Source organism: Alteromonas sp. D210916BOD_24, assembly GCF_047159385.1.
In the GTDB taxonomy this organism is placed as follows: Bacteria; Pseudomonadota; Gammaproteobacteria; order Enterobacterales; family Alteromonadaceae; genus Alteromonas.
In genome coordinates, this window is the sequence record NZ_AP038333.1 from 1,558,296 (window position 1) to 1,571,055 (window position 12,760).

The 12,760-nt window shown below is 44.2% G+C and carries 14 protein-coding genes; 5 read left to right on the forward strand and 9 right to left on the reverse strand.

The window, feature by feature from the left end:
- The first annotated feature begins 121 nt into the window (after nucleotides 1–121).
- Together clpS and clpA are read left to right on the forward strand one after the other, a co-directional pair.
- Nucleotides 122–442 (forward strand): ATP-dependent Clp protease adapter ClpS, encoded by a 321-nt coding sequence (clpS, locus tag ACMCM8_RS06750; RefSeq protein ID WP_412726733.1) that lies wholly within the window; start codon nucleotides 122–124, stop codon nucleotides 440–442.
- 24 nt (nucleotides 443–466) lie between these two features.
- Nucleotides 467–2,743, forward strand: a complete 2,277-nt coding sequence (clpA, locus tag ACMCM8_RS06755) for an ATP-dependent Clp protease ATP-binding subunit ClpA (protein WP_412726735.1) — start codon at nucleotides 467–469, stop codon at nucleotides 2,741–2,743.
- 77 nt (nucleotides 2,744–2,820) lie between these two features.
- Here clpA and infA read toward each other — a convergent pair whose 3' ends face one another.
- The 4 genes from infA to trxB form a co-directional block, all read right to left on the reverse strand.
- A complete protein-coding gene (gene infA / locus ACMCM8_RS06760; RefSeq protein ID WP_014949333.1) occupies nucleotides 2,821–3,039 on the reverse strand; it encodes a translation initiation factor IF-1 in 219 nt (72 codons plus the stop codon).
- Between the two features lie 115 nt (nucleotides 3,040–3,154).
- A complete protein-coding gene (locus ACMCM8_RS06765) occupies nucleotides 3,155–3,886 on the reverse strand; it encodes an arginyltransferase (protein WP_412726737.1) in 732 nt (243 codons plus the stop codon).
- On the reverse strand, nucleotides 3,883–4,629 hold the full coding sequence (gene aat, locus ACMCM8_RS06770) for a leucyl/phenylalanyl-tRNA--protein transferase (RefSeq protein ID WP_412726739.1): 747 nt from the start codon (nucleotides 4,627–4,629) through the stop codon (nucleotides 3,883–3,885). The genes ACMCM8_RS06765 and aat overlap by 4 nt, the downstream gene beginning before the upstream one ends.
- Nucleotides 4,630–4,671: 42 nt before the next feature.
- Nucleotides 4,672–5,637, reverse strand: coding sequence for a thioredoxin-disulfide reductase (trxB, locus tag ACMCM8_RS06775; RefSeq protein ID WP_412726742.1), 966 nt, complete (start codon nucleotides 5,635–5,637; stop codon nucleotides 4,672–4,674).
- A 307-nt stretch (nucleotides 5,638–5,944) separates the two neighbouring features.
- On the opposite strand from trxB, the gene yfbV reads away from it, so the two are divergent.
- Complete coding sequence (gene yfbV / locus ACMCM8_RS06780) at nucleotides 5,945–6,394, forward strand: terminus macrodomain insulation protein YfbV (RefSeq protein ID WP_412726744.1); 450 nt, start codon at nucleotides 5,945–5,947, stop codon at nucleotides 6,392–6,394.
- 38 nt (nucleotides 6,395–6,432) lie between these two features.
- Here the strand turns inward: yfbV and ACMCM8_RS06785 are convergent, their stop codons facing one another.
- From ACMCM8_RS06785 to ACMCM8_RS06795, 3 genes are all read right to left on the reverse strand, one after another.
- A complete protein-coding gene (locus ACMCM8_RS06785; protein ID WP_412727638.1) occupies nucleotides 6,433–6,933 on the reverse strand; it encodes a SprT family zinc-dependent metalloprotease in 501 nt (166 codons plus the stop codon).
- A gap of 131 nt (nucleotides 6,934–7,064) precedes the next feature.
- Entirely contained in the window at nucleotides 7,065–8,930 is a 1,866-nt protein-coding gene (gene sppA / locus ACMCM8_RS06790) for a signal peptide peptidase SppA (protein ID WP_412726746.1), read from the reverse strand.
- Between the two features lie 146 nt (nucleotides 8,931–9,076).
- Nucleotides 9,077–9,259, reverse strand: coding sequence for a hypothetical protein (locus ACMCM8_RS06795; protein ID WP_412726748.1), 183 nt, complete (start codon nucleotides 9,257–9,259; stop codon nucleotides 9,077–9,079).
- A gap of 53 nt (nucleotides 9,260–9,312) precedes the next feature.
- Here ACMCM8_RS06795 and ACMCM8_RS06800 point away from each other — a divergent pair, with 53 nt between their 5' ends.
- Both ACMCM8_RS06800 and ACMCM8_RS06805 read left to right on the forward strand, forming a co-directional pair.
- Entirely contained in the window at nucleotides 9,313–9,915 is a 603-nt protein-coding gene (locus tag ACMCM8_RS06800) for an HvfX family Cu-binding RiPP maturation protein (protein WP_412726750.1), read from the forward strand.
- A 128-nt stretch (nucleotides 9,916–10,043) separates the two neighbouring features.
- Complete coding sequence (locus tag ACMCM8_RS06805) at nucleotides 10,044–10,595, forward strand: NAD(P)H nitroreductase (RefSeq protein ID WP_412726752.1); 552 nt, start codon at nucleotides 10,044–10,046, stop codon at nucleotides 10,593–10,595.
- Nucleotides 10,596–10,696: 101 nt separating this feature from the next.
- Here the strand turns inward: ACMCM8_RS06805 and ACMCM8_RS06810 are convergent, their stop codons facing one another.
- Together ACMCM8_RS06810 and ansA are read right to left on the reverse strand one after the other, a co-directional pair.
- Nucleotides 10,697–11,536 carry a DUF2797 domain-containing protein gene (locus ACMCM8_RS06810; protein WP_412726754.1) on the reverse strand — a complete coding sequence of 280 codons (840 nt, stop codon included), beginning with the start codon at nucleotides 11,534–11,536 and terminating at the stop codon, nucleotides 10,697–10,699.
- A gap of 19 nt (nucleotides 11,537–11,555) precedes the next feature.
- Entirely contained in the window at nucleotides 11,556–12,563 is a 1,008-nt protein-coding gene (gene ansA, locus ACMCM8_RS06815; RefSeq protein WP_412726756.1) for an asparaginase, read from the reverse strand.
- Between the last annotated feature and the right edge of the window lie 197 nt (nucleotides 12,564–12,760).

Below are 12,760 nucleotides of genomic sequence, written 5' to 3' on the forward strand. Positions count from 1 at the left end.
ATCACTCAATTGTCACTATCAAAATGTAGATTTTTTAACCATATTATGTCAAGGGCTAATGTGAATAAATTTATTCAAAAGTTTGTACACACATCTGCCATTAAACCACTATTATTAAGTTATGAGTAAAGACAACACGATAAGTATCGAGAAGGAAAAACTTAAAGACGCGCAGCGACAAAAACCGCAGCCGCCTCCCATGTATAAAGTGTTGTTAAATAATGACGATTATACCCCTATGGACTTCGTCATTGAGGTACTTGTGCAGTTTTTCAATATGGATACTGAGAAAGCCAACCAACTTATGCTGACCGTTCACTATCAGGGAAAAGCCGTGTGTGGCATTTTTACTGCAGAGATTGCAGAAACGAAAGTAATGCAGGTCAATCAATACGCACGCAAGCATCAGCACCCGCTGATGTGCACGATGGAGCAAGCATAAGGTTTTTTGTAGAGGGCGAGCTATATGTTAAATAAAGAATTAGAGCAGACGTTAAACAGTGCGTTTGTATTTGCCAGAGAGCATCGTCATGAATTTATGACGGTAGAGCATTTGTTATTGGCATTACTTGACAACTCAGCAGCTCGCGAAGCGCTTAAAGCTTGTGGTGCCGATGTGGAGGCGATTAAGAGCGAACTTCTCGCTTTTGTTAAAGATACCACTCCGCTTATTCTTGAAGATCAAATTAACGAAAGAGAAACTCAACCTACTTTGGGTTTTCAACGTGTACTTCAGCGCGCGGTGTTTCATGTGCAATCGTCAGGTAAAGATGAAGTCACTGGTGCCAACGTGCTTGTGGCTATTTTCAGTGAACAGGAATCGCAAGCGGTTTATATTCTGAAGAAAGCCGACGTAACCCGATTAGACGTGGTTAACTTTATCAGTCACGGCGTAAGCAAAGCCGATGACGATGAGCCAGTTAACCCAGAAGCGTCTGAAGAAGGGGAAATCAGCGAAGAGGGTGGTTCGGCATTAAGTAAATATGCAACTGATCTTAATCGCACTGCAAAAGAAGGCAAAATTGACCCGTTAATTGGCCGTGATGCTGAAGTAGAACGCACCATTCAAATTCTTTGCCGTCGACGTAAAAATAACCCCTTATTGGTTGGGGAAGCGGGAGTCGGTAAAACAGCAATAGCAGAAGGTTTGGCCTATCGCATAGTAAATGACGACGTGCCTGACGTTATTGCAGAAAGCACGGTATATTCCTTAGATTTAGGTGGTCTGCTTGCTGGCACTAAATACCGTGGCGATTTTGAGAAGCGTCTAAAAGCGATTTTGAAAGAGTTGGGTAAAGATAAGAATGCCATCTTATTCATTGATGAAATCCATACGATTATCGGTGCAGGTGCAGCCTCCGGTGGTGTTATGGACGCATCTAACTTACTGAAACCCAAATTGTCGAGCGGTGAACTTCGCTGTATTGGCTCTACAACTTATCAGGAATACCAAGGCATTTTTGAGAAAGACAGGGCGTTGGCTCGTCGTTTTCAAAAGGTCGATGTTACTGAGCCTAGCGTGAGTGATACGACCAAAATCTTGTTAGGACTGAAAAGCCGTTATGAAGAGCACCACAATGTGCGCTTTACACAAAAAGCGATTCAGGCTGCTGCAGAGTTATCGGCAAAGTACATTAATGAACGTCACCTTCCAGATAAAGCCATAGACGTGATGGACGAAGCGGGAGCCAGTCAGCGGCTGTTACCGCCGTCAAAACGGAAAAAGACGATTGGGGTGGGGGATATTGAGCAGATTATTGCAAAAATGGCCCGTATACCTGAAAAGTCAGTGTCAGCATCGGATAAAGAAGTACTGAAAAATCTAGGGCGCAATTTAAAGATGGTGGTGTTTGGCCAAGACAAAGCCATCGAAACCCTAAACGATGCCATATTGCTATCTCGTTCGGGACTGGGTGCTGAAACTAAGCCTATCGGCAGCTTCCTGTTTGCTGGACCCACCGGCGTAGGTAAAACTGAAGTGACTCAGCAGCTGGCGAAAATTATGGGTGTTGAGCTTGTGCGTTTTGACATGTCTGAATACATGGAACGCCACGCCGTCAGCCGATTGATTGGCGCCCCTCCGGGTTATGTGGGTTTTGATCAAGGTGGCTTACTGACAGACGCGGTAATTAAAAACCCGTATTCGGTGGTGTTACTCGATGAAATAGAAAAAGCGCACAGCGATATATACAACATTTTATTGCAAGTGATGGATCACGGTACGCTAACGGACAATAACGGCCGTAAAGTTGATTTTAGAAATGTAGTATTGGTGATGACGACCAATGCTGGTGTACAAGAAACGGTGCGTAAATCAATTGGCTTTAAACAACAGGATCATAGTCATGATGCGATGACTGAGATTAACAAGGTCTTTACGCCAGAGTTCCGCAACCGTTTAGATGGCATCATTTGGTTCAATCACCTAGACCCAGAAATTATTCTTCAGGTAGTAGATAAATTTATTATCGAGCTGCAAGCACAACTGGACGCGAAAGGTGTGTCACTTGAAGTGACCAGTGATGCAAGAGCTTATCTCGCAGAGAAAGGCTACGACAAGGCCATGGGAGCCCGTCCAATGGCAAGGCTTATTAAAGATGAGTTGAAGAAGGAACTGGCCAATGAGTTGTTGTTTGGTGAACTGTCAAAAGGCGGAAGTGTGAAAGTTGACTGTATTGATGACAAACTGACGTTTGAGTTCACAGGTGTCAATGCCGCGTCTGAAGAGGCTGAGCCCAGCTAATAACAATGCATTAAAGCAGAAACGAAAAAGCCCGATTAGTATCGGGCTTTTTTATGCGTTACCGCTTCAATGGCTCATTATCTTGCGCGATAAACGATGCGACCTTTGGTCAAATCGTAAGGAGTCATCTCAACGGTGACCTTATCGCCAGTAAGAATTCGAATATAGTTCTTACGCATTTTACCAGAGATGTGTGCAGTCACAACGTGACCATTTTCCAGTTCAACGCGGAACATAGTGTTAGGCAGTGTATCTAACACTGTACCTTCCATTTCAATACAATCTTCTTTTGCCATGTAAAGCAGTTACCTCAGTAATTCAAAATTTTTGCCGCGCAGACCTTACCCAATCTTGGGTGCAGTGTAAAGTAATTAATAGCAATTAGTCTAAATAAACAGCAAAACAGGCAAATTATTCAGTTGGCTCTGAAGGTGTCAGTTTTTTTGTGAAACGATGCCACTGATTGTCACTAAATTGCTCAAAGGGGAGGAAATTGTGTTTATAAGACATTTTTTGACAACCGGCTACGTAGTAACCCAAATATACGTGTTTATAGTCTAATAATTTTGCCTGTTCTATTTGCATTAAAATCATCCACGTACCTAATGAAGATGACGTATATTCTGGGTCAAAAAACGTATACAGGGCAGACAATGCCGCTTTGTGTTCAGTGGCATCAACGATGTCAGTGACGGCCACGGCTATTAACTTGTCTTTGTCATAAGCTTCGAGAAAGTGAGTTTTCATCCAGCCGCTCTCGACAAAGTTGTCGAATTGGGTTTTAGACGGTGGATACATACTTCCCTGAGCATGGCGTTGCGTGATGTAGCGTTCGTACAAAGGATAGTAAGTGGGCTGGGGTTGTGTGACAAAGTTGACGCTGAAATGACGGTTAGCTTTTAACAAGCGTTTTTGGCTTCTGGAAGGTGTGAATTCATCCACCGGTATTCGCACAGACTGGCACGCTTTACAGCTGGGGCAATGGGGGCGGTAAATCTGTTCACCACTTCGCCGGAAGCCGGCTTGAATCAACTGTGAATAGCGCCATGCCTGAAATTCACTATTTTCGGCGTACACAAGCAATTGTTCTTGCTCATTAGGCAAATAGCTACACGAAAATGACTGAGTAATCCCAAACTTCACGGGGTAATCACCTTAGGTTGCCAACAAGCTAAGTACTCTGACGTAAGCTTACCTTCGTCAGTCAAGGTATGGTTGTTTTGACGAAGTTTTGTAACAAAAGCGTTTCTAGAAATTGCTTTTGCCCCCAACGACATAAGGTGTTCGGTAGGAAGCTGGCAATCGATAAAAGCCAGTTTACAGGCTTTCATATGTTCAACAAGGGCATACATCGCTAATTTGGAGGTGTTGCTTTGCGTGTGAAACATTGATTCACCACAAAACACTTTGCCAATGGCAACGCCGTATAACCCGCCAACCAGAATATCCTTGTCCCACACTTCGACAGACTGGGCTAATCCCAGGCCATGTAACTGACTGTACGCTTGTGTCATGTCGTCAGTGATCCATGTCTCATTAGAAACATCGCCATTGTGTAGGCTTTTTCGTGGGATAGAGGCACATGCGGCAATAACGCGATCAAAAGCATGGTTTAACGTTACAAGGTACTTTTGTTGGCGTGCCAGTTTTCGCAGGCTCTTGGTGGCATTAAAATCATGTAATTCAATAATGGCACGGGGGTCTGGTGACCACCACAACAGTGGTTCATCTTCACTAAACCAAGGGAATATACCCTGTGAATATGCAGAGAACAGTCTTGAAGGACTTAAATCAGCACCAAAGGCCAATAAACCATTGGGCTCGTCCAACGCACTCTCGACGGGAGGGAAGGGAGCCCCTTCTTCTAAATAATGAAGTGCAATCATAGGAAAAAAGCCCCATTGATGATGGGGCTTAAATGAGTCGTATTAGCCTTGCTCTGGCTTAAAGCCATCAAGGAATTTCTCTGCATCTAGTGCTGCCATACAGCCAGTGCCGGCTGAAGTGATGGCTTGGCGATAAATGTGGTCACTCACATCGCCTGCGGCAAAAATACCTTCTACGCTGGTTTGCGTAGCATTGCCATTAAGGCCACTGTTAACAACAATATAGCCGTCTTTCATTTCAAGTTGACCTTCAAAAATGTCTGTATTTGGCTTGTGGCCAATGGCAACAAATAGCCCCATTACATCAATTTCTTCGGTGGCGTCGCTGTCAGTATCTTTAACTCTGATTTTCGTTACGCCCATTTCATCGCCAAGTACTTCATCAAGAGTGCGGTTCAAATGGAGTACAACATTGCCATTTTCAGCTTTGTCACGCAGGCGCTGCTCAAGAATCTTCTCACTTCTGAATGTGTCTCTTCTGTGAACAACGTGTACTTCTGAAGCGATATTTGAAAGGTATAACGCTTCCTCAACAGCCGTGTTACCACCGCCGATTACTGCTACTTTTTGGTTGCGGTAAAAGAATCCGTCACATGTGGCACATGCTGATACACCTTTACCCATAAAGGCTTGCTCTGAGTCTAAACCAAGGTATTTAGCTGAAGCACCGGTTGCAATGATTAGTGCATCACACGTATAAGTACCGCTATCACCGTAAAGTGTGAAAGGGCGCTTAGTAAGATCAGTTTTATTGATGTGATCGAAAATAATTTCTGTATCAAATTTCTCTGCGTGCTTTTGCATGCGAACCATTAAATCAGGACCCGTCAGTCCTTCTGGGTCACCCGGCCAGTTTTCTACTTCTGTCGTGGTAGTAAGCTGTCCGCCCTGTTGAATTCCCGTTAATAGTACAGGTTCTAAATTGGCACGCGCTGCGTATACTGCAGCTGAATAGCCAGCTGGGCCTGAACCTAAGATAAGTAGACGGACGTGTCTGCTTTCTGCCATTTTCGTCTCCAAATAATTTCCCCATGAAGGGACTTAAAATAAATCTCTTACAACGCTAGGTAAGGGCATAAAAATTTAAATCAACCTTATCCCACGGTAACTTTCTATAGTTATTAGTTTACCCCTGTATGATGCCTTTTGATTGCCAAAATGTCACTTAAAGGTTTGCACCACTGAACGATTAGCGAGAATAACGGGTATATACAAGACGAACTGGCTTGTATTAGCCAAAAAGACTATTACAATTTTATGTACAGCAGCCGATAATACGAAGGTGTTCGGGAATCTTAGTGCCAAGGGGAAAACCATGTCTCAATCTGTGATGACAATGTTGAAAGATGGGCAAAAGTACATGAAAACGTGGCCTGTTCGAAAGGAGCTTTATGCTTATTTCCCGGAGTGCCGCGTTGTGGCTGCGACTAAATTTGCAATTAAAACCATGCCGCCTGTCGCCATTATTTGTTGTGCATTGTTGTTGCAAAACTTAGGTACCCAATATCTCCCCCAAACTATTGCCATTGGCGCATTCTTTATTAGTTTACCCATGCAGGGGTTGCTGTGGCTTGGTCACCGTTCAGAACAGCATCTACCTCCACAATTGAAAAGCTGGTATCAGGAAATCCACAGTAAAATGCGTACGCAAGGGTGTGATTTAGCTTCCCTTAAAAGTCAGCCTAAATACAAAGAATTGGCCAAGTTACTTAAAACCGCATTTAACGATTTAGACAACGTTTTTACTAAGCAGTGGTTTAACTAACACTCTACAGCGTGCACCGTGCCATTCAGTAGGTGATGTTACTGGGTTTGGTGCTTGAGTGGATGGCGGCAGCGTTTACAACGGTATTGCATCCCCTTTAGCACATTATTGTGGCGGCGAGTGGACAATTCATAGCTATCGCAATGGCACGTATAGCGAAAGGTATTGGCCGCGCGTCTAATATCAAATTGATGTGTGGTATCAGGGCGACAATTAAAAACCTTTACCATGACAGATTGCCATTCTGCCCCGTGAGGTTTGACTTTTCCATATAGTAACCACACCAACAAGTGACTCACTTCGTGTGGTATTACATTCTCGAGAAATATCTTTTCATTCTCTTTGTATAAAGTGGGGTGGAAGTTAATTCGGTTTTGTTGGAGAAACGCCGTACCTGCGTTTCGCCCCGAGCGTCTGTACGTTACCGTTGGGCGAGGGAAAGCTTGCCCAAAAAATGCGTCAGCTTTGTCATAACAGGCCTCTACTGCAGAGGTAATAGCATGACGTTGATACTCAGTTAAGTCGTAAGTGGCAATAATCGTAAAACTTTTTAAATATGTAGCGTGTTAATAACAAACATAAACGCGCTCTCACTACACAGTGAAGAGCGCGTTCGCTTTTCGTTTGTTGGCCTCAGGGCTTATTTTATTTCGCCTTAGTAATTACTCTGTTAACGCACGTCACAGGGCAAACAAAGTACATAGGTGCCTTGTGGATCGTTTAATTTGTTAATTAAACTGAATTCTTTCAATACGCGTTTGAATTCATTGACCAGCGCTGAGTCGGCTGAAGCAAATTGCCACTTCCCAACAAATGTCATTGCTTGACCAAAGAACTCTTTCCAGAAGAGTTCTTGCGCAGACAAGGTGCGTTTCACATACACTGTATCGTATTGTGCTAATTCTGCCATTTCTGCCGCAGCAACGACTGCGTCATCCAATGTACCTAATTCGTCTACTAAGCCATGTTGCAATGCATCAGTACCAATCCACACCCGGCCTTGTGCAACGTCATCAACTGCCTCAACAGACATATCGCGAGCGTTGGCGACTAAAGATATAAAGTTGCCGTAAGTATTTTCTACGTTGCGTTGGAGTATTTGGCCAAACTCAGGCGCAAGGGGGCGAACTGCCGAGAACCCCGCCAGTTCTGTGGATCCAACACCATCACTGTGGATGCCCAGATAATCAAGAGAGTTTTCATATGTCATAAACATGCCAAACACGCCGATAGACCCAGTGATCGTACTAGGACTGGCTATTATCTTATCGGTGCTTGCTGCAATCCAGTAACCACCAGAGGCGGCATAGGTGCTCATAGACGCTACAACCGGCTTACCCGCTAGCTGCAACTGTAGCACTTCTTGACGGATAACCTCTGACGCAAAAGCACTTCCTCCCGGCGAGTCAATCTGCAACACTACCGCTTTAACTTTGTCGTCTAAACGCGCTTTGCGTAGCAGGCGAGCAGTGCTGTCTCCGCCAATGGTACCGGCCTTTTGTTCACCATCTAATATGGTGCCTTTAGCCACTACTATTGCCACTTTATCCATGCCATTTTCTAGTTTGGGCATAGGTGGGTTAATGACTTTTAAATAGGTATTATAGGCGGTTAAATTAACCCCGTGGCGGTTGTCACCTTCACCGACAATCTCAATTAATTCCTGACGTACTTCTTCGCGCGTTTTCAATGCGTCGACCCAGCCATTTTCTAATGCATATTGGGCAAAATCGCCGCCAGCAGCTTCAAATTTAGCCAGTAAGCCTTCAAGGGTCTCATCAAAATTAGTGGGGTCAATACCTCTGGCGTTAGCGACATCTTGCTTATATTGAGACCAGTATCCATCAAGCCACTGTCTTTCAGCTTGCTTTGCTTCCTCAGACATATCGTTGCGCATAATGGGCTCAACGGCTGATTTATAGGTGCCTACGCGAAAGATATGGGTGGTAACTTTTAACTTTTCCAACATATCTTTGAAGTACATGGTATAGCGGCCGTAACCTTCAAGTAGCAGGCTGCCCATCGGATTAAGGTAAATAGTATCGGCGTGAGCCGCCAGGTAATACTGGTCTTGTGAAAAATAATCGCCTATGGCGTAAACGGGTTTTTCAGAGGTTTTAAATTGCTCAATTGCATTGGCCACTGTGCGTAGTTTATCCAGGCCACCGCCGCTGAGCCCGTGTAGGTCAAGCACCAGCGCTTTAATTCGACGGTCTTTTTGTGCATTTTCAAGCACTTTAACGACATCCGCTACCAATACCTCGGGATTCTCCGGTTGGTCGCCCAATGACTCTTGTAAAAATTGCTCAAAAGGATCAACGCTTTCCTTTTCGATAACCAGTTTGCCGTTCAACGTAAGAAACAAAGCGCTGTTCGCGTTAACGGTAAGTTGGTCGTTTTCTTGATTCGCAATGGCGATAATTAAACCAATGAATATGGCTAAAAAGATGATATTAAAGAAAAGTTTGCGGGTGAAGTTAAGCACCGTCCACAGGCCAATAAATAAGGATTTTGTCCAACTTCCTTTGGCTGCCATATACCACTACCTTTTTTTGAATTAATACAACAGGTGTAAGACGCTAACTGCGACAGTCACACGTACGGTTTAACCTTATTATGTTACCTGAAACGAATTAGATCGCGAACTTAATTGTAAATCTTTGTGATTAATATGCGCCATAATCAGGTGTGGTCGTCTTTCTCCAACCATTGTGCTATCAACGTCGCTATACGCTTGTGATCATTTTCACTTAATTGCATTAACAACTGGCCAGAATTCTTCTTGTACCCCGTTTTCTGGTGGCCCTTATGCATAATTCGAGTGAACGGCGACGTTTTTACTGCTTGAGGTGAAAGTTTTTTCATTGACTGGCGTTCTTTTATTATCAATGTACTGAATTAGCGTTACGGCTTTGATAATGACACACCTTTATACACATATTGTATCTATTTTGCGATACGCCGATGGGCTACCTTTGCTTTTACTCAGGCTCTACCTCGCACCTGTTTTAATCCAGGCAGGATGGAATAAAGCGACAAACTTTTCAAATATTGTTGATTGGTTTGGCAATGATGACTACGGATTGGGCTTACCACTCCCTTACCTAATGGCGTTACTGGCCACAGCCGCTGAATTGGTGGGAGGGATGTTTTTGCTATTTGGAATGTTCACGCGCCTTGCGAGTTTGCCGCTTATTGTAACAATGGTGGTCGCAATTGTGACTGTACACGCTCAAAATGGATGGCTTGCCATAGCAGATGCGTCTTCCTGGCTAGCTGACGGCACTATTTATTATGACGCTAGTATTATGGCTGCGCCTGAAAAGCTGAGTGCGGCGACATCTTTACTACAAGAACACGGCCATTATAACTGGCTAACCGAGAGTGGAAATTTTGTAATTTTAAACAATGGAATAGAGTTCGCTGCGACGTATTTAGTTATGTTATTGGTACTGCTTTTCTTTGGGGGCGGGCGGTACGTCAGTCTGGACTACTACTTTGTTAAGCGGTTAGAAAAATGACGTTCGCATTTGACTTGCGTAAGCAACTCAAAAATTATGAAGTAAGCACCGGATTGTTCTGGTCTTTTTGATAAGTCAGTCGTAGGATCTAAACAGTAATTTCTGATCCTACAAAGCGGAGAACAAACGTGGATGCACTGACTTTATTACTCAATAGAAGCTCTCAACCGCGACTGAACGCCCCAGCACCTAGTGGCGAAGCATTGGAGAATATTATGCAAGCTGCGCTGCGTGCTCCTGATCACGCGTGTTTAACCCCTTGGCGTTTTATCGTCTGTCAGGATAAGGGATTAAATAAATTAGGCGCATTGTATGAACAATCCGCCATTGAAAATGAAAAATCGCAAAAGGAAATTGAAAGAGCGGTTCAATTACCGCTTCGGGCACCTATGGTGGTGGTAGCCATTGCAAAATACGTTGAACACGAAAAAGTGCCTAGAGTAGAGCAAATCGCCTCTGCCAGCTGCGCGGTAGTCGCGATGCAAATGGCAGCTGTAGCACAAGGGTTTAACGGCATGTGGAGAACGGGAAGTTACGCTCAATGTGACATCGTTAAACAGGGTTTAGGATTGACTGAAGACGATGAAATTGTGGGCTTTTTATACTTGGGGACGCCCGCATTTGAACCTGCACCCAAGCCTGAAAGAAATTCCGCAGACTATTTTGAATTTTGGGATTAAATACTGACGTTTGCCTGCACGTTAACTTTTTAAAGGCGCGACCTTGAGGTGTTCCCCAAAGTTTGCGCCTTTTGAAGTGAGTGAGTAAATACAGTGTTGTGTTATACGCTTAAGGTTACACGGTAACCCGCAAATTTGCGTATGTTGATCACTCGGTCTTCGTCTAACAACCAATATTGACCTTTTACCCCATTTAACACGCCACTAAATGACGGGGTCTTGTCTAAGTTGAGTGATTTTATTTTTACCGGGTATGACTCCACGGGGTAATGAATATGATGGGTAGTGGCGTTTACTTCTGATACTGCTTGTAGCCCTTTCTCTTGCTTAAGCACATTTAACTGAGCACTGATTTTTTCCATGAGTTGTGCTTTAACCTGCTCCAAATCAACTTGCTCAGGCTGGCCTTTTAGCATGGTACGCCAGTTAGTTTTGTCGGCAATATGGTCTTTACATAGCGTTTCTACCAATCCACTGGTGAGCCTATCAGGTACGCGAAGCATAATAGTCGCTTGTGTAGCGCCTTGATCTATCCATCGAGTGGATACGCCTTCCGTTACCTGACGGGTGATACCCACTTTCACTGTACCTGTGTTGGCAAGGTAGACAAAATGCTCGTTGAAGCAGTGGGTTTCTCCCCACTCGGGCTCCCTGCAGGTTCCTTCGTGATAATGGCATTTTTCCGGTTTAATAATACAACTGTCACACTGGGCCAGTGATATCAAACAGGGGTAGCAGTAACCTTGGTTAAAACTTTTATTAGTCTTGCGATCACAGTGGATACAATTAATTTCACCATGGTAGGTAAGAGTAATATGTTTGCCGATGAGTGCGTTGATATTAACGGAATCCTCACCAATAGGTAACGCGTAGTGGACGTTATTGGTGTTGTCGGCTTCACTACGCATTTTTTGCAGCGTGCCTGTATAATGTGTTGTCACATGAAAACCTTAAAGTGTGTTATTCGCTGAGTTCGCCACGCAAGTTCTGTGTTAGCTTTTCGCTGATTTCCTGATAGGTTAACCCTTTACTTAACAGGTAATGCAACTTTGCCAACGCAGCTTCAGGGGTCATATCGCTGCCCGAGAGTACGCCGACTTCTTGTAAGCCATGGCCTGTGGCATAGCCACCCATGTTGACGCGTCCACGCATACATTGGGTGCAATTGAGAACGGGAATTTCACGGGTTTTGGCATATTTAAGCTGGGCAATAAGTTCAGGGTTTTGCGGTGCATTACCTACGCCATAGCTTAACAATATAAGTGCATTTACCGGTTGCTGAAGGGTGTTTTTAATCACTTCTGGCGCGATACCCGGGTATAAACTCACCATGCCAATAGGCTGGGCTTTTACGCTGGACACAGTAAGCGAGTCGGTAGGGTGCTTTGCAAGCGTGCCTGCCTTAACACGAATATTTATCCCGGCTTCCAACAGAGGCGGGAAGTTAGGGGAGTCAAAGGCGCTAAAACCATCGGCATCGACTTTTCGACTGCGGTTACCTCGCAGCAGACGATTGTTAAAAAACAGTCCTACTTCTGCAATGGGGTAATTAGCCGCTACATAGAGTGCGTTTAACAAGTTTACTTGTCCGTCAGAGCGCAATTCCGCGAGGGGGATCTGTGAGCCTGTTACAATGACAGGTTTAGACAAATCCTCAAGCATAAAGCTAAGTGCAGATGCTGTGTACGCCATGGTATCGGTACCATGCAAAATGATAAAGCCATCGTACTTGTGGTAATTGTCGGCTATGTCATCTGCGATACGTTGCCAATCCGATGGATCCATATCAGAAGAATCAATCAGGTTATCGTATTCGTGAAGCGTAAATAGCGGCATTTCCGTACGATGAAATTCAGGCATGTTCTTTAGTGTGTCGGCGAGGAAGCCTGCCGCTGGTACATAACCTTGCTTTGATGGCTTCATACCGATAGTACCACCGGTATAAGCTATATAGATATGTTTGCGCATCAAAAACCTTACATCCCACAGGGTAAATCTAAATGTGTGGGGCATTCTAACAACACGACGTTTTTTGTCACCCTATTGTGCTAAGTAAACGGCGATGAGTTTGAAATTTAAAATTGAAGGTTAAAAAGAGCTGTGACTAAACAAAAAAAAAGCGGTGAGAATACTCACCGCTTTTAAGAAACATTGGTATAGGTCTA